The sequence below is a fragment of the Citrobacter sp. C5_2 genome (assembly GCF_014596845.2).
Taxonomy (GTDB): domain Bacteria; phylum Pseudomonadota; class Gammaproteobacteria; order Enterobacterales; family Enterobacteriaceae; genus Citrobacter; species Citrobacter werkmanii.
On the sequence record NZ_CP115032.1, the window covers coordinates 414637 to 435646 of the forward strand.

Annotated in this window: 23 protein-coding genes; 16 read left to right on the top strand and 7 right to left on the bottom strand. The window is 55.5% G+C overall.

Going from position 1 to position 21010, the window contains the following annotated elements:
- The first annotated feature begins 159 nt into the window (after nt 1–159).
- From ppiA to ICA20_RS01960, 5 genes are all read left to right on the top strand, one after another.
- Nucleotides 160–732, top strand: coding sequence for a peptidylprolyl isomerase A (ppiA, locus tag ICA20_RS01940; protein ID WP_003023595.1), 573 nt, complete (start codon nt 160–162; stop codon nt 730–732).
- Nucleotides 733–839: 107 nt separating this feature from the next.
- On the top strand, nt 840–1007 hold the full coding sequence (locus tag ICA20_RS01945; protein ID WP_069323810.1) for a YhfG family protein: 168 nt from the start codon (nt 840–842) through the stop codon (nt 1005–1007).
- Nucleotides 997–1599 carry a putative adenosine monophosphate-protein transferase Fic gene (locus ICA20_RS01950; protein WP_038634813.1) on the top strand — a complete coding sequence of 201 codons (603 nt, stop codon included), beginning with the start codon at nt 997–999 and terminating at the stop codon, nt 1597–1599. Before ICA20_RS01945 ends, ICA20_RS01950 begins: the two co-directional genes overlap by 11 nt.
- 31 nt (nt 1600–1630) lie before the next feature.
- Complete coding sequence (pabA, locus tag ICA20_RS01955) at nt 1631–2194, top strand: aminodeoxychorismate synthase component 2 (RefSeq protein ID WP_038634811.1); 564 nt, start codon at nt 1631–1633, stop codon at nt 2192–2194.
- 85 nt (nt 2195–2279) lie between these two features.
- Complete coding sequence (locus ICA20_RS01960) at nt 2280–3497, top strand: aspartate aminotransferase family protein (protein WP_038634808.1); 1218 nt, start codon at nt 2280–2282, stop codon at nt 3495–3497.
- A 115-nt stretch (nt 3498–3612) separates the two neighbouring features.
- On the opposite strand, the gene ICA20_RS01965 is transcribed toward ICA20_RS01960, so the two are convergent.
- A complete protein-coding gene (locus ICA20_RS01965) occupies nt 3613–5700 on the bottom strand; it encodes a YccS/YhfK family putative transporter (RefSeq protein WP_038634805.1) in 2088 nt (695 codons plus the stop codon).
- A 51-nt stretch (nt 5701–5751) separates the two neighbouring features.
- Nucleotides 5752–6384: a cAMP-activated global transcriptional regulator CRP gene (gene crp, locus ICA20_RS01970; protein WP_000242758.1), complete on the bottom strand. Its 633-nt coding sequence runs from the start codon at nt 6382–6384 to the stop codon at nt 5752–5754.
- A gap of 308 nt (nt 6385–6692) precedes the next feature.
- On the opposite strand from crp, the gene ICA20_RS01975 reads away from it, so the two are divergent.
- The gene (locus tag ICA20_RS01975; RefSeq protein ID WP_006687378.1) at nt 6693–7097 is read left to right on the top strand and encodes an OsmC family protein; all 405 of its coding nucleotides are present in this window, start codon (nt 6693–6695) and stop codon (nt 7095–7097) included.
- Between the two features lie 98 nt (nt 7098–7195).
- On the opposite strand, the gene ICA20_RS01980 is transcribed toward ICA20_RS01975, so the two are convergent.
- The 4 genes from ICA20_RS01980 to ICA20_RS01995 all read right to left on the bottom strand — a co-directional run bounded on the left by ICA20_RS01980 (nt 7196) and on the right by ICA20_RS01995 (nt 10157).
- Nucleotides 7196–8065: a phosphoribulokinase gene (locus ICA20_RS01980; protein ID WP_038634800.1), complete on the bottom strand. Its 870-nt coding sequence runs from the start codon at nt 8063–8065 to the stop codon at nt 7196–7198.
- 53 nt (nt 8066–8118) lie between these two features.
- Nucleotides 8119–8337 (bottom strand): YheU family protein, encoded by a 219-nt coding sequence (locus ICA20_RS01985; protein ID WP_003023615.1) that lies wholly within the window; start codon nt 8335–8337, stop codon nt 8119–8121.
- Nucleotides 8334–9356 (bottom strand): hydrolase, encoded by a 1023-nt coding sequence (locus tag ICA20_RS01990; protein ID WP_038634798.1) that lies wholly within the window; start codon nt 9354–9356, stop codon nt 8334–8336. Before ICA20_RS01990 ends, ICA20_RS01985 begins: the two co-directional genes overlap by 4 nt.
- A gap of 81 nt (nt 9357–9437) precedes the next feature.
- Nucleotides 9438–10157 carry an NUDIX domain-containing protein gene (locus ICA20_RS01995; RefSeq protein ID WP_038642914.1) on the bottom strand — a complete coding sequence of 240 codons (720 nt, stop codon included), beginning with the start codon at nt 10155–10157 and terminating at the stop codon, nt 9438–9440.
- A 190-nt stretch (nt 10158–10347) separates the two neighbouring features.
- Here ICA20_RS01995 and prs point away from each other — a divergent pair, with 190 nt between their 5' ends.
- The 10 genes from prs (at nt 10348) to mdcH (ending at nt 19972) form a co-directional block, all read left to right on the top strand.
- Nucleotides 10348–11208 (top strand): ribose-phosphate diphosphokinase, encoded by an 861-nt coding sequence (gene prs / locus ICA20_RS02000; RefSeq protein WP_038634796.1) that lies wholly within the window; start codon nt 10348–10350, stop codon nt 11206–11208.
- A 14-nt stretch (nt 11209–11222) separates the two neighbouring features.
- Complete coding sequence (locus tag ICA20_RS02005) at nt 11223–12713, top strand: nicotinate phosphoribosyltransferase (RefSeq protein WP_038634794.1); 1491 nt, start codon at nt 11223–11225, stop codon at nt 12711–12713.
- 197 nt (nt 12714–12910) lie between these two features.
- A complete protein-coding gene (gene mdcA, locus ICA20_RS02010) occupies nt 12911–14566 on the top strand; it encodes a malonate decarboxylase subunit alpha (protein WP_038634792.1) in 1656 nt (551 codons plus the stop codon).
- Nucleotides 14566–15426, top strand: coding sequence for a triphosphoribosyl-dephospho-CoA synthase (locus ICA20_RS02015; RefSeq protein WP_038634790.1), 861 nt, complete (start codon nt 14566–14568; stop codon nt 15424–15426). The genes mdcA and ICA20_RS02015 overlap by 1 nt, the downstream gene beginning before the upstream one ends.
- Nucleotides 15427–15443: 17 nt before the next feature.
- On the top strand, nt 15444–15743 hold the full coding sequence (mdcC, locus tag ICA20_RS02020) for a malonate decarboxylase acyl carrier protein (protein WP_032945188.1): 300 nt from the start codon (nt 15444–15446) through the stop codon (nt 15741–15743).
- Nucleotides 15736–16569, top strand: a complete 834-nt coding sequence (locus ICA20_RS02025; protein ID WP_038634789.1) for a biotin-independent malonate decarboxylase subunit beta — start codon at nt 15736–15738, stop codon at nt 16567–16569. Before mdcC ends, ICA20_RS02025 begins: the two co-directional genes overlap by 8 nt.
- Entirely contained in the window at nt 16569–17369 is an 801-nt protein-coding gene (gene mdcE, locus ICA20_RS02030; protein ID WP_038634786.1) for a biotin-independent malonate decarboxylase subunit gamma, read from the top strand. Before ICA20_RS02025 ends, mdcE begins: the two co-directional genes overlap by 1 nt.
- Before the next feature lie 126 nt (nt 17370–17495).
- Nucleotides 17496–18455 (top strand): AEC family transporter, encoded by a 960-nt coding sequence (locus tag ICA20_RS02035; RefSeq protein ID WP_038634783.1) that lies wholly within the window; start codon nt 17496–17498, stop codon nt 18453–18455.
- Nucleotides 18456–18458: 3 nt separating this feature from the next.
- On the top strand, nt 18459–19079 hold the full coding sequence (locus tag ICA20_RS02040) for a malonate decarboxylase holo-ACP synthase (RefSeq protein WP_038634780.1): 621 nt from the start codon (nt 18459–18461) through the stop codon (nt 19077–19079).
- Nucleotides 19076–19972, top strand: a complete 897-nt coding sequence (gene mdcH, locus ICA20_RS02045; RefSeq protein WP_038634778.1) for a malonate decarboxylase subunit epsilon — start codon at nt 19076–19078, stop codon at nt 19970–19972. Before ICA20_RS02040 ends, mdcH begins: the two co-directional genes overlap by 4 nt.
- Before the next feature lie 90 nt (nt 19973–20062).
- On the opposite strand, the gene ICA20_RS02050 is transcribed toward mdcH, so the two are convergent.
- Nucleotides 20063–20995, bottom strand: a complete 933-nt coding sequence (locus ICA20_RS02050) for a LysR family transcriptional regulator (RefSeq protein WP_038642912.1) — start codon at nt 20993–20995, stop codon at nt 20063–20065.
- Nucleotides 20996–21010: the final 15 nt, after the last annotated feature.

Genomic DNA, 21010 nt, shown 5'->3' on the forward strand with positions numbered 1-21010 from the left:
GTTACATTTTTGTATGTGAGCTAGATCACAATGAGTATTCCGGTTATGCAGTTACATTTGTTTCAGATACGTAAAATTAAGTAAAGGGATGGCCTTGTCCTTGAAGGCTCTTTAGAATCACTTCACTTGCTTCATTTCTGCTCTTGTTAAGGACTTCTCATGCTCAAATCGACTCTGGCGGCTGTTGCAGCTGTTCTCGCTCTTTCCGCGCTCTCTCCTGCAGCACTGGCAGCAAAAGGTGACCCACATGTCCTGCTGACCACCTCAGCTGGTAACATCGAGCTGGAGCTGAACAGCCAGAAAGCCCCGGTTTCAGTGCAAAACTTTGTCGATTATGTGAACAGTGGTTTTTATAACAACACCACGTTCCACCGTGTGATCCCAGGCTTTATGGTACAGGGCGGCGGCTTCACCGAGCAGATGCAGCAGAAGAAACCTAACCCGCCAATCAAGAATGAAGCCGATAACGGTCTGCGTAACACCCGCGGTACGATTGCGATGGCGCGTACAGCGGATAAAGACAGCGCGACCAGCCAGTTCTTTATCAACATTGCAGACAACGCTTTTCTCGATCATGGCCAACGCGACTTTGGCTATGCTGTGTTCGGTAAAGTTGTGAAAGGTATGGATGTTGCAGATAAGATCTCTCAGGTACAGACCCATGATGTTGGCCCTTACCAGAATGTCCCGTCAAAACCGATTGTTATCCTTTCTGCTAAAGTCCTGCCGTAATCGTATTTTGCGCGGGCAGTTCCTGCCCGCGTTCTCTCCCTTCTCTGCGTAACCCGAAATTGCTGCTTATACTTGTGGCAAGTGCCGCTTACATTCAGGGAGGTCACGTGAAAAAACTCACCGATAAACAAAAGTCCAGGCTCTGGGAGCAACGGCGTAATGTCAATTTCCAGGGAAGTCGACGACTGGAAGGCGTGGATATTCCACGGGTTACTCTGAGTGCGGAAGACGCCCTGGCGCGTCTGGACGAGTTGAGGAGGCACTATGAGCGATAAATTCGGTGATGGACGCGACCCTTATCTGTACCCCGGTCTGAATGTGATGCGTAACCGCCTGGGGATTCATCAGGCCCAGCGTCTGGCACAAGCGGCATACGAATTAACAGCACTGCGCGCCGCGACGGTTGAGTTGGGGCCTTTAAAGCGTGGCCTGCCACACCTGTGCGCCATTCATCGCCAGTTATACCAGGATCTTTTCGACTGGGCGGGACAACTGCGGGAAGTTGATATCTACCAGGGTGATACTCGCTTTTGCCATTTCGCCTATATCGAGAAAGAGGGTAATGCGTTGATGCAGGACCTGGAAGAGGAGTCCTGGCTGGTGGGATTGCCGGAAGAAAAATTCGTCGACCGCCTTGCACACTATTATTGCGAAATCAATGTGCTGCATCCGTTTCGTATTGGTAGCGGTCTCGCGCAGCGTATTTTCTTCGAACAGCTAGCGATCCATGCCGGGTATATGCTGAGCTGGGATGACATTCAGGTTGAGGAGTGGAACCAGGCGAACCAGAGCGGGGCGATGGGCGACCTGACCGCTCTGCGGGCGATATTTCGTAAAGTGGTAAGCGAAGCCCCGGAAACTGAGTAGAATAGCGCGGTTCTTATGTACCGGAGCCGCCATGATCCTGCTTATCGATAACTATGATTCTTTTACCTGGAACCTGTACCAATACTTCTGCGAACTGGGTGCTGATGTCCTCGTCAGGCGTAACGACGAGCTGACGCTGTCGCAAATCGACGCGCTGAATCCGCAAAAAATCGTGATTTCCCCCGGCCCATGCACGCCGGATGATGCCGGTATCTCGCTGGATGTTATTCGCCATTTTGCGGGCAAAATTCCCCTGCTGGGTGTATGTCTTGGTCACCAGGCGATGGCGCAGGCGTTTGGCGCGACCGTGGTTCGGGCAGCAAAAGTGATGCATGGTAAAACCTCGCCGATTACGCATAACGGGCAGGGGGTTTTTCAGGGACTCGCCAACCCATTAACCGTGACACGCTACCATTCTCTGGTGGTTGCCCCCGAAACGCTTCCTGACTGCTTTGAAGTGACGGCCTGGAGTGAAACACAAGAGATAATGGGCATTCGCCACCGCGAGTGGGATCTGGAAGGTGTGCAGTTTCACCCGGAGAGTATTCTCAGCGAACAGGGGCATCAGCTGCTGGATAATTTCCTCCAACGGTGATTTGTGGTTGCTATTCAGTGATTTTTTATTCATATTTTGTGATTATAATTTCACTAGCATTTCTGCTTAACAGGGTGGTAATGACATGGCAACTGAACAAACTGCGATTACGCGCGCGACATTCGATGAAGTAATTCTGCCGATTTATGCACCGGCTGAGTTTATCCCGGTAAAAGGAAAAGGGAGTCGAGTCTGGGATCAACAGGGCAAAGAGTATGTTGATTTTGCGGGCGGCATTGCAGTTACCGCGTTAGGGCATTGCCATCCGGCGCTGGTTGAGGCGTTAAAAACCCAGGGTGAAACCCTGTGGCACACCAGTAACGTTTTCACCAACGAACCAGCGTTGCGCTTAGGTCGTAAAATCATTGATGCGACCTTTGCTGAACGCGTGCTGTTCATGAACTCCGGTACCGAAGCCAATGAAACCGCCTTTAAGCTGGCGCGTCATTATGCCTGCGTACGCCACAGCCCGTTCAAAACCAAAATCATCGCCTTTCATAATGCGTTTCACGGTCGTTCGCTGTTTACCGTATCTGTTGGTGGGCAACCGAAATATTCCGACGGCTTTGGACCAAAACCAGCGGATATCATCCATGTGCCGTTTAACGATCTGCATGCGGTAAAAGCGGTGATGGACGATCACACCTGCGCGGTGGTGGTGGAGCCCATTCAGGGAGAAGGCGGCGTCACTGCGGCAACCCCGGAATTCCTGCAAGGTCTGCGTGAACTTTGCGACCAGCACCAGGCGCTGCTGGTCTTTGATGAGGTGCAGTGTGGGATGGGGCGTACCGGCGATTTATTTGCCTATATGCACTACGGCGTGACGCCGGATATCCTCACCAGCGCCAAGGCGCTCGGCGGCGGTTTCCCGGTGAGCGCCATGCTGACCACTCAGGAAATTGCCTCCGCGTTCCACGTGGGTTCGCACGGTTCCACTTACGGCGGTAATCCGCTGGCCTGTGCGGTTGCAGATGCCGCGTTTGATATCATCAACACCCCGGAAGTGCTGGAAGGTATTCAGGGCAAACGTCAGACGTTTGTGCATCATTTGCAGAAAATTAATCAGCAGTTCGATATTTTCAGCGATATTCGCGGCATGGGGCTGCTGATTGGCACCGAGCTGAAGCCGCAGTTTAAAGGCCGGGCGCGCGATTTCCTCTACGCCGCCGCGCACGAAGGGGTGATGGTGCTGAATGCCGGGCCGGACGTGATGCGTTTCGCGCCGTCGCTGGTGGTGGAAGACGCGGATATCGAGGAAGGGATGCTGCGTTTCGCGCAGGCGGTAGCGAAGGTGGTGGGCTGATTGGTTGATTGCCTGATTGCCTGATTGCCGGATGGCGGCGCGAGCGCCTTATCCGGCCTACAGGGTAAGGTGTGATTCGTAGGCCGGATAAGCGTAGCGCATCCGGCAGCCGATCTTAACCTTTCATGTCCCGCAACCGACGGCTAAGCCAGATCCCGTGGTGGGGTCGTTGACGCCATGCTACCGACGAAATGGTGTGCATGGTGTTCAGATGCCCCAAGATTCGCTGCAGATGCTGCTCCAGGGTGCTTAATGGACCGTGGGACAGCATTTCAGGCGCTTCGAGAATATTCACATCGCCCGAGCTTCCCGGTCCGTCATACTCCAGCCGCTGCTGACAGCGCTGGAGCGCAATTTCGCAGGACTCCAGATACCGCTGCGCCAAATCCGGCGTCAGCATCGTATGTTCCCTTGCCAGTGTGGTCATCGCGTTGATGTGTTCAACAATAAACTGGCTGTGCGTGACCCACAGTTTCATATCCGCCAGATAGTGCGCGTTGAATCCCGGCTCCTGCATTGCCTGATTCAGTGAGTTAAACAGCGTGTTATGCGCCTGGTTGACCCGCATGCGTTGATACGCCAGCGGCGTGGCCTGCGGATCGTTGCTGAGGATCAGGCGAATAGCCTCCTGGTCGGCTTCTAACGCATCGTGGGCGTTCTTACGCAACAGACCACTCTGCCACTGTGGCCACAGCCAGAGCGTGCCGCCAAAGGCGATTAAGCAGCCAATCACCGTGTCGACAAACCGCGGCACGATAAATTGTTCCCCGTTCAGCGTCAGCAGTTGCAGGGTGTATACCGCCGTAACCGTAAAGCCGACGGTGGCCCAGCCGTAGTTTTTGCGAATGATCAGATAGCTGCCTAACGTGATCAGCAACATGCCTGCCAGCGTGAAACCTTCCTGAATATGAAAGTGCAATGTGACGCCGGCAATCACCAGTCCGACGAGCGTACCCACCGAACGATGCAAAATACGCACCCGGGTCGCCCCATAGCCATTTTGCGTGACGAACAGGATCGTCATCAAAATCCAGTAAGGTTTAGGCAGATGTAAGGCGCTGCCCATCAGGCTGGCGATACTCAGCATGACGCTAATGCGCCCGGCGTTACGCAGCGCCGGGGATTTCAACGACAGATAGTTTTTCAGCGCCGGGATCAACGGCAACCGCCGCTGTTTGTCCGCCATCAAATCTCGGGCATACAGCGGGCGCTGGGTCCGTAGCACGCGGGCGATACGGCTGAAGTGCCAGTAGCAAAACTGTCCTACCGGATTATCCGGATGCTGGTTGGCGATTTTCTCCAGCGAGCCAATTTGCTTTTCCATTGAGAAACGGGTCGGTAAGCGGTGATACAAGATATCATCGGCCAGGACGCGCAGGCGGGCGGCGACGGTGCGCGCGTTCCAGCGAATCACCTGTTCCGCGTGGCTTCGCTCGACCAGCTTTTGCACCTCTTCCGGCTGATGCAGGCTAACTGAAATATGTTCCTGCAAATCGAGCGCTTCCTGAAAGGCACGCAACAGTCGCTTGTATTCATTATTGTGATGCGCCGACAGCATGTGCATTTGCTGGTAGCACTGGGTAATCAAATCCACCGCTTTTTGTTGACGAACCAGTAGCGGAGGCAGCGCTTTTTCTGGATCGGCATGCTGGGTCAGCAGACTGTACTTGGCCTCACAGTAATCGGCTAATTCGCGGTACAGCAGGCTAAGCGATTCACGCAGTGGCTGCTCACGCCACATCCAGAACCAGAACCAGTTGAACAGACCGTACCACAACGTACCCAGTGCATAGATCAGCAATGGCTCCCAGACGGGCATGTTCCCGGCAAGGCTTAGCGTGAAAATTGCCGCGATGAGTGAGGCTGGCAGCAGTCGCGCATGCAACGGGCTTAGCTCGGCGGTTACGCCAAGAATTAGCGTCAGGCCGGTGAGGATGAGCGGCAGTGGTATCTCTTGCGCCAGCAGTAACTGCATGATCAGGCTGCAACCGGCAAACAGCGATGCGCCAATAACTAAACGTTTAAAAAAGCGTTTATGCGGGGTATCAAGACCGGCAATGTTGCAACAGGCAGGGACGAGGGAAAACAGAAGCCCCAGATGAAGCTGACCAATGATAAGACCGACGGCCACAGGTAAACACAGCACCAGCGTCTGCCGTAGTGCGTAGTTGATCTCGGGGTGATAAATCAGTCTTCGCCACATCGGAACAAACAAAAATGGCGCGCTACCGGGTAACGCGCCATTTCGATGGGATTAACGTGTGCCGTAAACGACAATGGTCTTACCGTGAGCGGAGATCAGGTTCTGATCTTCCAGCATCTTCAGAATACGACCAACGGTCTCACGGGAGCAGCCAACGATCTGGCCGATTTCCTGGCGGGTGATTTTAATCTGCATACCGTCCGGGTGAGTCATCGCGTCAGGCTGTTTTGCCAGATTCAGCAGAGTCTGGGCAATACGACCGGTGACGTCGAGGAAGGCAAGGTTGCCTACTTTTTCAGACGTGACCTGCAGGCGACGAGCCATCTGAGAAGACAGGCGCATCAGAATATCCGGGTTGACCTGGATTAATTGGCGAAATTTTTTGTAGGAAATTTCAGCGACTTCACATGCGGTTTTGGCCCGTACCCAAGCGCTACGTTCCTGGCCTTCTTCGAAGAGGCCTAATTCACCAATAAAATCGCCCTGATTCAGATAAGAAAGGATCATTTCTTTCCCTTCTTCATCTTTGATCAGCACTGCCACTGAGCCTTTAACGATGTAATACAACGTTTCCGCTTTTTCACCCTGGTGAATCAGCGTGCTCTTCGATGGGTACTTATGAATATGGCAATGAGACAAGAACCATTCGAGAGTCGGGTCTGTTTGCGGTTTGCCAAGCACCATGCGCGGTTATCCTCTGTTATAAGCTGTCTCCAGAGCCAGAAAACGACGCTGCCTCTGGGTTTGCAAAAATGTGCTTCCCGCTACCTGGGAAGGGGGCTACTAAAAATATACTGCAGCCTGTAATGTGATGTCCTCTGCATACATGCAGTACGTCAATGTATTACTGTAGCATCCCGACTGTTTTAGCATAGCTTTCGCCGTGTGTCTCCTGGTGTCTCGCTTCAGCATGACGCAGGTCGCCTTCCGTTGCGAGAATTGTTATGTACGCGTAATCTGTCAGGAAAATTGAAACATTGGAGTTACGAATTATGCAAGCGCGTGTAAAGTGGGTTGAGGGGTTAACCTTCCTCGGTGAGTCCGCCTCTGGCCACCAAATTTTGATGGACGGTAACTCCGGTGATAAAGCGCCGAGCCCGATGGAAATGGTATTAATGGCGGCAGGCGGTTGTAGCGCGATCGATGTGGTGTCGATCCTGCAAAAAGGGCGTCAGGATGTGACCAACTGCGAAGTGAAACTCACCTCTGAGCGCCGTGAAGAAGCGCCGCGTTTGTTTACCCACATTAATCTGCATTTCATCGTCACCGGCAACGATCTGAAAGAGGCGTCGGTCTCCCGTGCTGTTGATCTCTCGGCGGAAAAATATTGCTCTGTGGCATTGATGCTGGAAAAGGCGGTGAATATTACCCACTCCTATGAAGTGGTTGCTGCGTAATACGTGAAGCCGGATGGCAGCTTGGCCTTATCGGGCCTACAGGACGATACCGATTCGTAGGCCCGATAAGCGTAGCGCCGTCGGGCACATCCCGTACCTCACTCTATCTTTTTACCTTCCATCAATCGCTGGACCAGCGGCAGCATAATCAATTCCATCGCCAGACCCATTTTGCCGCCAGGTACGACTAATGTATTGATGTGGGAAATGAATGAGCCTTGCAGCATGGCCAGAAGCCACGGAAAGTCGATCCCTTCCAGATTACGAAAATGAATGACCACAAAGCTTTCATCCAGCGACGGAATGCTCCTGGCGGCAAAGGGGTTTGAGGTATCGACGGTGGGTACGCGCTGAAAGTTAATGTGCGTACGGGAAAACTGCGGCGTGATGTAATTGATGTAATCGTCCATTGAACGCACAACCGAGTCCATCACCGCTTCACGCGAGTGTCCACGCTCGCTGGTATCGCGGGTCAGTTTCTGGATCCATTCCAGGTTAACGATCGGCACCACACCGACCAGAAGGTCGACATGCCGGGCCACATTTTGCTGTGGGGTGACGACGCCGCCGTGTAGCCCTTCATAGAACAGGACATCCGTCGGTTCAGGCAATGGCTGCCAGGGGGTAAACGTTCCCGGGACCTGGTTCCACGGTACGGCTTCATCGTAGGTGTGCAGATATTTACGCGACTGACCTTTTCCCGTCTGGCCGTATTCAATGAAGGTTTGTTCCAGCAGACCAAAGTCATTGGCTTCGGGCCCGAAATAACTGATATGTCGCCCGGCATCGCGCGCTTTGCGAATCGCCATATCCATTTCCGGACGGGTATAGCGATGAAAACTGTCACCTTCCACCTCGGCGGCGCGCAGATTTAGCTGCGCGAAAATTTTACGAAACGCGAGGCTGGTGGTGGTGGTCCCCGCGCCGCTGGATCCTGTTACCGCAATCACCGGATGTTTGGCAGACATAACAACTCCATGAATAGGTTGATTTTTTATTATAGTCAGCCGTCGGCTACGAATTACTCGTGAATCTGCTTCCTCGGCATGATGTTGACCGTTTCATGCAGTTCGGACCACACCAGGACGGCTTCACCTGATTGTAGTTGGCGTTTGACGTCGGCGACTTTTTGTTCGAGCGAACGTTCATGTTCACCATAATCGGTACCTTCGCGCAAGACAAAGCTTTCAATCAGATTGTCCAGCGCGTCCGGGGAGATGTCTTGCCAGGGGATAATCATGATGACGCCTCCAGATACGTTGTCAGCCAGTCGGGAATTCTGGATTCCAGCCACATCTCAGGGCGGCGCACTGTGCCGCCAATAAATCCGACGTGTCCGCCGTGTTCAGTCAACTGATACTCCACCTGTGAGGGCAGGTTTTCCGGTTCAGGGATCACGTGATGATCCATAAACGGATCGTCCTTGGCATGGATAATCAGCGTCGGTTTGGCGATCTGATTAAGCAATGGCATGGCGCTACACTGGCGGTAATAGTCTATAGCATCGGCAAAACCGTGGATTTTGGCAGTGATGAGATCGTCAAAATCTCGAATGCGACGCAGGGATTTCAACTGGGTCAGACTCACCGGCAACGAACCCGGATAGGCCTGTAGCTTACGCGAGGCGTTAGCTTTCAACAGATTGAGCAGATAGCGCTGGTAGACGCGTGAGAACCCCTTCTCCATATGGTAACTACAGGCTTCCAGCACGAAAGGCGCAGAGACAATAACCGCTGCATCAATGGGAATATCGTTGCCTTCTTTGGCCAGCAGGCAGGCAAGCATGTTCCCGCCGAGTGAATAGCCGACCGCCGCGGTCGGCACACGACCAAGCTCGCGTTCCAGCCAATGTAAAAACCAGGTGCCATCTTCTGTTTCACCAGAATGATAAATACGGTTGAGACGATTTGGTTCGCCGCTGCAGCCGCGAAAATGCATCACCACGCCCAGCCAGCCGCGCTTTTGCGCTGCTTCAATCAGGCCATGTGCGTACGGGCTGTTCAGACTGCCTTCCAGACCGTGAAAAACCACCAGGCGCGGTTTGTGCTTCGCCTGTTGCGGATCTTCACTCCATGCCAGATCGACAAAGTCACCGTCGGGTAATTCCAGACGCTGCCAATGGGCGTCGAACTTCACCTTGCGGCGAATTAAACGCGGCAGCATTGTCTGCAAATGGCGGTTACTGATACCGCGCATAGGGCGGAATTCTCGCGAATCATCAGTAGGTGGGATCATTTCTGTGGACGTGATTTCAACCATAACACCAGAGCAATTAATAATCGGAAAGAATAACTATACCGCGCGCAGCGCTTGCGGGTTAGCCAATATGTGATTTTGTCGCTAGTCAGTCAGCAGGTTACGCGAGAAAAAATGAAAATCGACGTCGGGCTTTCGTCGCCACAGGCGAGCTTTACGCGTCCCTGTTGCCACGCTTTCTCCGGTATCTTCAAACATTCCTGACGCTTCAAAGCGGCGAATCAGACTTTTACGCTGGATCGACTGACCGAGGATCACCTCGGTGGCTTCGAGCAGTTGCCCATGGGTAAATGTCTCCGGCAAGCAGTATACGGGCAGTAGCGAGTACATTGTTTTTTGCCGCAAGCGATGCAGGGCCGCCGTAATGATGTCTCCGTGGTCGAACGCGAGTGAATAATTTTTCAGCTCATCAACCGGCACCCAACGGGCATTGCTGACGCTGGCGATGTGCGGCGCACAGTCTACCCAGGCGATTAGCGCAAACCAGGCGACTGTCAGACTCCAGCCGCGCGGGTCGCGATCCGGGCCGGAAAAAGTATCCAGTTGTTCCAGCCACGAAGGCAAAACTCCTGTTTTTTCAGTGAGCTTGCGCAGCGCTGTGGCGCGAGTGGAGTCATCGCGCGCGATATCAATGAAGCCACCTGGTAATCCCCAACGCCCTTTTTGCGGCTGGTTTGCTCGTTCAACCAGTAATACGCACAGCGCCTGTTGATGCAGGGTAAACAGCACGCTATCGACCGTCACCAGTGGTGTGGGAAAGCGGCGGGCATCGTATTGATTCAGGTAGTCGGCTTCGGTGGTCATAAGGTACTCACGATGATTTGCAACGCCCACAAGTGTACCAGCCCAATACCGGGGGGCAAGGTTCGTTTTTTCTTATTATTTATCAGTTGGTTATGCGATGGCCTAAAAATAATGCATTTTTGCTTGCTTTATATGTGTCCTAAGGACATTATTAATTGTGTCGAAGGGACACAATTAAGGGGTGAGCGTGATGAACATAAAACTGACACTAACATTGGATGACCAGGGCTACGGAGTGACACACGGTGTTTTTCCTGATGGCGCCGTCTGGTTGAAGGTTACTGAAGCATTACCACCCTTTGCTCGCCTGATGCGCATTCGTGCGACGGCGATGCGCGATATGAACGACTTTATGCTGTTGGCGCAACTGGTGGAAGCGGTTCGCCATCAAACGGATGTGCTGGTCAGTCATCTCGAACTTCCCTGGTTACCGTGGGCTCGTCAGGATCGCCATATGGTGGCGGGTGATAGCTTTGCGCTGAAAGTCTTTGCCAGCCAGCTTAATACGCTGCAATTCGATAGGGTGAAGGTGCTCGATCCGCACAGTGACGCGGCGGCGGCAGCTATCAATAATTTTGTGGCGATTTCACAAGAGACTTGCCTTCTGCACAGCGCGACCTTGCAGCGGCAGTTCCGGCAAAAAGCGCTAATGCTGGTCGCCCCTGATGCCGGATCGCTGAAGAAAATTGATGCCGTTGCCAGAGCGGTCGGTGTAGCGGAGTACGCCGTCCTGAGCAAAAAACGCGATGTGGCAAGCGGCAAGCTGACGGGGTTTGCTTTAGTCGCCGGAGACGTCAGGGGCCGGGATATGCTGATTGTTGACGACCTGTGTGACGCTGGCGGTACGTTCATTGGTTCTGCGCAGGTACTCCGTGATGCAGGTGCCCGTAGCGTCAACCTGTATATCACCCACGGTATTTTCTCTAAGGGCGTTGAACACCTGTTTGCGAACGGTATTGATGCTATCTACACCACCACCTCTTTCGCTGCCCCGACGCTGGAACATCCGCAGCTTGAGCTTATCGACATTGACGCGATTTACCGCGCCTGAGGGAGATACTGATTATGAAAATGAACCCGATTCTGGCTATCGACGGCTACAAAGTTTCTCACCGCGTACAGTATCCGCAAGGAACCAGCCGCGTGTATTCCAACTTTACCCCGCGCAGCGATCGCTTTTTCTCCTCGCCGTTGGCGGATGGCAAACTGGTGTTTTTTGGCCTGCAAGGTTTTCTGCAGTGGTTTCTGGTTGATTTGTTTAACGAGGCATTCTTTGCCCGTCCGGAAGACGAGGTGGTCAGCGAATACAAACAGGTCATGGACAGCTATCTCGGCAAAGATGCGGTAGCGGTTGATCATATCCGCGCCCTGCATCAGTTGGGCTATCTGCCGTTGCACATCAAAGCGCTGGATGAAGGCAGCAAGGTGCCGATGGCGGTGCCCGTTTTAACTATCATCAACACCCAACCTGAGTTTTTCTGGCTGGTGAATTACCTGGAGACCGTGCTGTCGGCAGAACTGTGGAAGGCGTCAACAAACGCCACCATTGCTCATCACTATCGTAAAATTTGCGCGCGCTGGGCACAGAAAACCTGTAGCGACCTGACGCACCTCGACTTCCAGTGCCATGACTTTTCATTTCGCGGTATGGCCGGATTGCAGGATACCATGCAGGCGGGCAGCGGCCACTTGTTGAGTTTTAAAGGCACTGACAGCATTCCGTCGCTTCTCTACGCCCGGGATTATTATACCGACGGCGAGCCCTATTTTATCGGCGCCAGCATTCCGGCGACCGAGCACAGCGTGATGTGTATGGGGGAGCGTGAGCATGAGATTGAAACCTTCCGCCGCCTGATTGCCGATCTCTACCCGCAGGGATTTGTGTCGATTGTCTCTGATACGTGGGATTACTGGCAGGTACTGACGGAGTACACCCGCGAGCTGAAGAACATCATTCTGGCGCGCGAGGGACGGGTGGTTTTCCGCCCGGACAGCGGTAATCCGGTTGAGATCCTGTGCGGTACTGGCGCGGATGAGGATACACGAGCCGATCGTACGGCACAGGAGAAAGGCTCTGTGGAGGTGCTGTGGGAGATATTTGGCGGCACGGTTAACGCCAAAGGCTACAAGGTGCTCGACCCACATGTGGGGCTAATTTATGGCGATTCCATCACCCTTGAGCGGGCGAATGAGATCCTGCGCCGCCTGGAAGCGAAAGGATTTGCCAGTTCAAATGTGGTGTTTGGCGTGGGTTCTTTTACCTATCAGTACAACACGCGTGACACCTTCGGTTTTGCGATGAAGGCAACGTGGGGCGAAGTCGACGGCAAGGGTCGGACGATTTTTAAAGAGCCGAAAACCGATAACGGCTTAAAGCGCTCGGCCCGAGGTTTGCTTCGCGTAGTACGTGATGAGCAAGGAGAATTGCGTCTGCATGATGAACAAACCTGGGTGCAAGAGCAGGAAGGAGAGCTGAAAACCCGTTTTCTCAACGGGAAGTTGTTTAACCGTGAGCACTTCGAACAGATCCGCCAGCGCCTGGCGGCACAAAGCTAGTTTTCCGCAAGCGGGTTGCGTTACCCGCTTCCTCCTCCCTCCCGGCGTGAATTGATCATCGTCACAAATGGTTACTTCAATTATTACTCTCAAGCTAATGATTCTTTCCTACGCTTAATTGATGACTTTCTCACCAGGGTGCACACTCTTTCCAGTGTTAAGCAATCAAAATGATTAGCTGAATCAGGAGGTTAATAATGTTATCTGGGCAAACGCCAGCACGAGTCTGGAACACCCGCCGCACGGAAAAACAGCGCCGTCTGGCTTCCGTTCCGGTGCAGGGTAAGGTGCTGCCGACCGCAGACCTGACCGCGATGCTGGAAAAACTGATCGCGCCGGGTGACCGCGTGGTATTAGAAGGGAATAACCAGAAGCAGGCAGATTTCCTGTCCCGCATGCTGGCTGAAGTCAATCCGCAGATTGTGCACGACCTGCATATGATTATGCCAAGCGTCGGGCGTAGCGAGCATCTGGATATCTTTGAAAAAGGCATCGCCCGCAAGCTGGACTTCTCCTTCTCCGGTACCCAAAGCCTGCGTATTTCGCAGCTACTGGAAGATGGCCAACTGGAAATCGGCGCCATCCACACCTACATCGAACTCTATTCCCGTCTTTATGTTGACCTGGCCCCGAACGTGGCGCTGATTGCCGGTTATAAAGCTGACCGTAAAGGTAACCTCTACACCGGGCCGAGTACCGAAGATACCCCGGCGCTGGTGGAAGCCGCCGCGTTCCACGACGGTATCGTCATCGCACAGGTGAACGAGCTGGTGGACGACGAATGCGACCTGCCGCGCGTGGATATTCCGGGTTCCTGGATTGACTACGTGGTTGTCGCCGACAAACCGTTCTTTATCGAACCGCTGTTTACCCGCGACCCGCGCCTGATCAAACAGGAACACATCCTGATGGCGATGATGGCGATTAAAGGCATCTACGCGGAACATCAGGTACAGTCGCTGAACCACGGTATCGGCTTCAACACCGCGGCGATTGAACTGTTGCTGCCAACCTACGGTGAACAGCTCGGTCTGAAAGGCAAAATCTGTAAACACTGGACGCTGAACCCGCATCCAACGCTGATTCCGGCAATTGAGAGCGGCTGGGTAGAAAGCGTGCACTGCTTCGGCGGCGAGTTGGGGATGGAAGAGTATATCCGCGCCCGCCCAGACATCTTCTTTACCGGTTCCGACGGCTCGATGCGTTCTAACCGCGCCTTCTGCCAGTTGGCTGGCCAGTACGCGGTAGATATGTTTATTGGCTCCACCCTGCAGGTTGATGGCTACGCCAACTCCTCCACCGTGACCCGCGGCCGTCTTTCTGGCTTCGGCGGCGCGCCAAACATGGGTCACGACCCGCACGGTCGTCGTCATGCAACGCCAGCCTGGCTGAATATGATCACCGAACCCGACCCAATGCAGCGCGGTAAAAAACTGGTGGTGCAAATGGTCGAAACCTTCCAGGCGGGCGTGAAGCCAACCTTCGTCGAAAAACTGGACGCGGTTGACGTGGCGAAAGCCTCCGGTATGCCGCTGGCACCGGTAATGATCTACGGCGATGACGTAACCCACGTGCTGACCGAAGAAGGTATCGCCTACCTCTACCGCGCCAAAGATCTTGAAGAGCGCCGTGCGATGGTGGCTGCGGTAGCAGGGATCACCGATATCGGGCTGGGCGTTGACGCTAAGCGCGTTGCCGAGCTGCGTCAGAGCGGCAAGGTGGTCTATCCGGAAGATATGGGCATTCGTCGTACCGATGCCACCCGTTCGCTGCTGGCAGCCGGTAGCGTCGCGGACCTGGTGGAATGGTCCGGCGGTCTTTACAACCCACCTGCGAAATTCCGGAGCTGGTAATGAAACTTCTGCCCCAGATTCAGGTTGAAGGCGGTGCCGAGTGGCTGGCGCGAACCGCCACGCAGTGTCTGATTGACGAAGCACGATTAAGCCCGAAACCCGGTCTGGTGGACAGTCGGGGGAACGGTGCGCACCACGATCTTACGCTTTCGCTAATGGAGCGCTCCGCACATAGCCTGACCCCTACGTTTCAGGCGCTGGCGCAGCAAAGCTGGCAGCGTCCAGCGGATATTGCGCTCAGACAAACCATAGGGCGACTCGGCCGTGAGGGCGAGCAGCAGATGATGGCCGCGACCCACGGCGTGAATACCCACCGCGGCGCGATTTGGGCGCTGGGGTTGTTGGTGAGCGCCGTTGCGATGCACGGTGGTGCCGGTGGCGCGCAGCAGATAGCCGCTACCGCAGCGGAACTGGCGAAGCTGCCGGATGACGCAGCGCCGAAGGTGTTCAGCAAAGGGCTTCGCGCAACGCATCGTTATCGTGTACCGGGCGCTCGTGAAGAAGCTCAGCAGGCGTTTCCGCACGTGATGCAGCGCGCGCTGCCGCAGCTGCGTTTAAGCCGCCTGCGCGGTAGTAGCGAGACGCACGCGAGGCTGGATGCGCTGATGGCCATCATGACCTCGCTGACCGATACCTGCGTACTTTCTCGTGCCGGGCTGGAAGGGCTTGATGCCATGCAGGAGGGCGCGCGCGCCGTGTTGAATGCAGGCGGCAGCGCGCACCCGGCGGGTCAGGCGGCATTAGCGGAACTGGATAGCCAGATGCTGGCGCTAAACGCCTCGCCGGGCGGCGCGGCTGACCTGCTCGCCGCCACGCTATTTCTCGATCGCGTCGAAATCACGTCGAATCGCCGTATTTAAAGCATTAAGAGGATGTTATGGAACACATTACGTTAACCGTACCGGCCAGCCGCACCTTAAGCGGCAAAGCGCTGGCAGGCGTTGTGGGCTCCGGGGATATGGAGGTGTTATTCACCGCCGACCAGGGCCAGACGTTAACCATTGATATCACCACTTCTGTCGATAACAGCACCCGCCGCTGGGAAGCGCTGTTCAACCGTCTGCAGACGGTCAGCAGCCTGCCTGCGGGCAAACTGACCATCCATGACTTCGGCGCGACGCCGGGCGTGGCGCGCATCCGTATCGAACAGGTTTTTGAAGAGGTGAGCTATGCGTGATGACCGCAGTTTTATCGAATTAAAAGCACGCCAGCGTGCGCATGCGCTGCTGGATGAAGGCAGCTACCGTGAACTGCTCGACCCATTTGAAGGCGTGATGTCGCCGTGGCTCGGTGCACAGGGCATTGTTCCACAGGCCGATGACGGCATGGTGGTGGCAAAAGGCACCATCAATGGTAAACCGGCCGTTGTTGTAGCGATTGAAGGCGCGTTCCAGGGCGGCAGCATGGGCGAAGTGTCCGGTGCCAAAATGGCAGCGGCGCTGGAGCTGGCGGCGGAAGATAACCGTAACGGCATTCCTACTCAGGCGGTACTGAGCCTGGAAACCGGCGGGGTTCGTTTACAAGAAGCGAACCTCGGTCTGGCGGCGATTGCCGATATTCATGCGGCGATTGTGGATCTGCGTCGTTACACCCCGGTGGTTGGCATTGTGGCCGGTACTGTGGGCTGCTTCGGCGGGATGTCCATCGCGGCGGCGCTGTGTAGCTATCTGATTGTGACCCGCGAAGCGCGTCTCGGCCTGAACGGCCCGCAGGTAATCGAACAAGAAGCCGGGATTGAAGAGTATGACTCCCGCGACCGTCCGTTCATCTGGAGCATGACCGGTGGTGAAGTTCGCTACGAAAGCGGGCTGGTAGAAGCACTGGTCAACGACGGTGTGAACGCGGTGAAAGCCGCCATGAACGAGGCGCTGGCGAAAGGCGTTCCGGCAAAACATCGCACCGATAATTACGACTGGTATCTCGACCGCCTGAGCCATTTTGATACCCGCAAACAGGCCGATTCAGAACAGATTAGAGCGCTCTTCGCCCGGGAGGTGAAATGATGAGTAACGTAATTAGCCGTGGCGAATTATGGCTGGAAACGCTGGCGCCAGGCGCCAAACGTATTGCAGGGCTGTGCGCGTCCGTACAGGCCGCTGATGGCGAGCTGAACGGTGAAAACGTGCGCTTTATCGCCGTCGTTCCGGATGCCCATAACCACTATCCGCGCGCCACCAAAGGTGAAGTCGGTCTGCTGGAAGGCTGGTGGCTTGCGAAAGTCGTCAGTGAAACCATCGCCGCCGATGCCAACAGTGCCGTGAAGCGCCCGATCGTAGCGGTGATTGACGTCGCCAGCCAGGCCTATGGTCGTCGTGAAGAAGGCTTTGGCATTCATCAGGCGCTGGCTGGCGCGGCTGCGGCGTATGCCAATGCGCGTCTGGCAGGCCACCCGGTGATTGGTCTTATCGTCGGTAAAGCGATGTCCGGTGCGTTTCTGGCGCACGGCTACCAGGCAAACCGTCTGATCGCCTTCAACGATAAAGGCGTACTGATTCACGCGATGGGCAAAGAGTCCGCGGCGCGCATTACCCTGCGTACCGTTGAGGCGCTGGAAAAACTGGCGGCAACCATTCCGCCGATGGCCTATGACATCAGCAACTACGCCACCCTGGGCCTGCTGGAAAATCTGCTGGATATCAGCAACCCGGATGCCCCATCCGCACAAGACCTGGCGCTGGTGAAAAATACCCTGCAACAGGCCATCAACGACGCGCGTCAGGACCCTACGCTTAAAAGCCGTCTGGGTGCCGACAATCGCCGCAGCTCTGCCCTCGTACGCGAACGCATGCGAGCAAGCTGGTAAGTAAAAAAAGAGACCTGCCGGATGTACGGCTCCGCGGGTGCAGTGACTGCACCCGCGTGGGTCGCTGCATCTGAAAAATAACAATCATCGCGTCAGTGCTACTTCTTTTAAGATTACAGGTGAAATATGACTTACGTAATTGTTCATGCTCTTGCTCCGATTTTCGTCATTATGTTGCTGGGATTCTGGGCCGGGAAGGCCAAAATGGTCGACAACAAAAATGTCTCCCTGCTCAACATCTTTGTGATGGACTTTGCGTTACCCGCAGCGCTGTTTAGCGCCACGGTACAAACGCCGTGGGCCGGTATCGTGGCTCAGTCACCGCTGATTGTGGTGTTGACGCTGGCGATGTGGATTACCTATGCCGCTATCTACTTTATGGCGACCAAAGTTTTCAAGAAATCTCCACAGGATGCCGCCGTGCTGACCCTGACCGTTGCGTTGCCAAACTATGCCGCGCTGGGTCTGCCGATTCTGGGTAGCGTGCTGGGTGAAACCTCTTCCACCTCGCTTTCCGTTGCCGTTTCCATCGCCTGCGGCTCCGTGCTGATGACACCGTTCTGCCTGCTGATCCTCGAACGCGAAAAAGCGCGTGCGGAAGGCGGTAATTCCGGTTCTACGCTCTCTATGCTGCCAGTACTGATGTGGCGTTCGATTAAAAAGCCAATCGTAATGGGCCCGCTGTTGGGGGTTATCCTTTCCGCCATTGGTATTAAAATGCCGGAGCTGGTGCTGGCGGCGATCAAACCGCTGGGTCTGTCTGCTACTGCGGCGGCGCTGTTCCTGACCGGTGTTATCCTCTCTGCGCGTAAACTGCAAATCAATACCGTGGTGATTACTTCCACCATCGCTAAGTTGCTGATTCAACCGGCTATTGCCTGGAGTATCGTGCTGATTTTCGGCCTGCATGGTTCCGTGGCTATCACTGCCATCCTGATGATTGCACTGTCCGCGGGCTTCTTCGGCGTGGTGTTCGGTAACCGCTTTGGCGTGCAGTCTCCAGATGCAGAAGCCGTGCTGCTGTTGAGCTCTGTACTGTGTATCCTGTCGCTGCCGCTGTTTATCTCGCTGACTTCAGGAATCTAAATCATGAGCACAACATTACGTCCACACGATCTTATCTGGCTGAACGCACGCGACGCGCTCGAGGATGTCACGGAATCCTGGGTGGATACCGTCTGGCATAGCGGTCTGCCGGTGGTCGTGCGGCGTGATGTTGATGCGCAGGGGCGTATTCCCGTGGGCGTCCGCGGGATGAAGCGCGACCAGCGCGCCGCCGGTTGGGTGAAAGCGGAGGCGGTCGTTCGCGTCTGCTCGCCGGAATCGCTGGTGGACCCGCAGACGCTGCTGCGTTCGCCCTTTATCTCTCAGCCGCCGCTTCAGGTGGCTTTATTATTGGCCCAGCAGTCGTGGCCGTGGACGTGGGGCATTACCGGGAGTACCGGCTATGCGCTGGCGACCGGGATCCCGGTGATCCATGCGGCAAGCGATCTGGATCTGCTGATCCGCGCGCCTCAGCCGCTCTCCCGACAAGCGCTGGAGAAGTGGCAGCAGCAGCTGACGGGCGAACTGTGCCGGGCAGATACTCAAGTGGATACTCCGCGCGGCGGCTTTGCCCTCAATGAATGGCTGCGTGATGGAAAAGCGCTGTTAAAAACCTCAAAGGGGCCGCAACTGGTGCGCGATCCGTGGGGCAGGGAGGAGTCATGAAAATTCTGTTTACCTTCCCGGGGCAGGGGACACAGCACGAAGGTATGCTGCAAAACCTTCCGGGGGCGGAGCTCGCTCAGGCGCGTGAAGTGCTGGGGGCCGAGGTGGATACGCTGGATAGCCCTGAAGCGTTGAAACATACCCGAGCCGTTCAACTGTCTCTGCTGATTGCCGGCGTTGCCTGGGCGCGTGAGCTTGAACGTCGTGGTGTCGCGCCTGATATCCTCAGTGGACTCTCCATTGGCGCGTACCCGGCGGCGGTGGTTGCCGGTGCGCTCGATTTTGCCGATGCGCTGACGCTGGTGGCGCTGCGCGGTGACTTAATGGAGCAAGCATACCCACATGGTTACGGCCTGACGGCGATTATGGGGCTAACGTTAAATCAGGTGGAAAGCCTGGTGGCAGGCAGCGAAACCTATATTGCCAACCTGAATGCCGAAACGCAGATTGTGATTGCGGGTACCGATGAAGCGATGGCGGAAGTGGCAAAACGCGCGATGGCCAAAGGGGCCAGTAAGGCTTCTCGTCTGGCGGTGAGCGTGCCGTCGCACTGTGAACTGCTGGCCGAGCCCGCGCACAAGCTGGTTGAAGCGTTTAGCCGCGTGATGCTTTCCCGTCCGCGCTATGCCTACCTGAGCGGCAGTACCGGACGCGTGCTGTGGCAGCCGGAGCGTATTGCTGATGACCTGGCGATGAATATGGCGCGCACGGTGCGTTGGCAGGAGGCGGTGATTTCCGCTAACGAACGTGAAGCGCGGCTGGCGATTGAAATGCCGCCCGGTGGCGTACTGACCTGCCTGACGCGTCAGGCCGCGTGGGAAGGGGAGTCTATTTCTCTGGAGCGCAGCGGCGTCGATGTTGCCGTGCATCTGGCGAAACGCCTTCGTGCGTGATGTGATTGCCTGATGGCGCTGCGCTTATCGGGCCTACGGCTCGCATCTGATGTAGGCCGGATAAGACGCGAAGCGTCGCCATCCGGCGATTCAGACGTTCTGGTTCAGCGTCCTGGCGTACATGCGTCTTTCGGCGGCCAGCGCTAACAGGCTTGGGTCGCGCTCGCGGTTGCGGGCAAAGACAATCGCGATAAGCTGCTGCATCTGATAGGGCTCAGCCAGTTTTTGCAGCTTCACGGTATTCTCATACATTTTCTTCATTCGCCCCGGCATTAAACAGAAACCCACCCCTGCCTGTACCAGACTGAGCATGGAGAAGATGTCGTTGACGCGGGTAACGATTTCAGGCTCAAACCCGGCGATATGAAATGCTTCCTGAAAACCGGCGTAGGTGGCAAATCCTTCCGCCAGCGAGACAAATTTCTCATTGCGATAGTGGCGCAGGTCCGCCTTCATGGTGGCGTCCAGCGTAGCTGACATCGGTGCGGCGAGGTAGATATCGTCGTGGAACAGGGGCAGCACTTCGAGGCTGTTGCGGTCGATTTCGCTTTCGGAAATGGAGATGAGGATGGCGTCCAGCACGCCGTCTTCCAGCATCTTCAGCAGCGCTTCGTTGGAGCCCATGGTGAGATCCAGCTCCAGATCCGGGCGGCGCAGCTTCATGCCCATAATCAGGTGCGGTACCGTCTCCAGCGTCAGTGAGTAGAGCGTGCCAACGCGTAAACGGCCCTGACCCACGCCTGCCGTTTTGCGCGCCTCTTCCAGCCCGCGTTCCATCAATTGGGTGACTTCCTGGCAGTACTCCAGCAATGTCCACGCTGCGGGCTGGGCGATAAGATTACGCCCTTTGTGAACGAACAGCGGGCAACGAACGTTCTCTTCCAGCGTGTGTAACGCCCGGTGAACGCTAACGCCGCTGATGTTCAGCGCCTCGGCGGTGCGGGCGATGTTACCCTTCTCCATAAAGGTCATGAAGATGCTCAGCTTGCGGAAGGTAATATCGTTGGTCGTCAGCTGATTCATCATCGTCTTCCCATC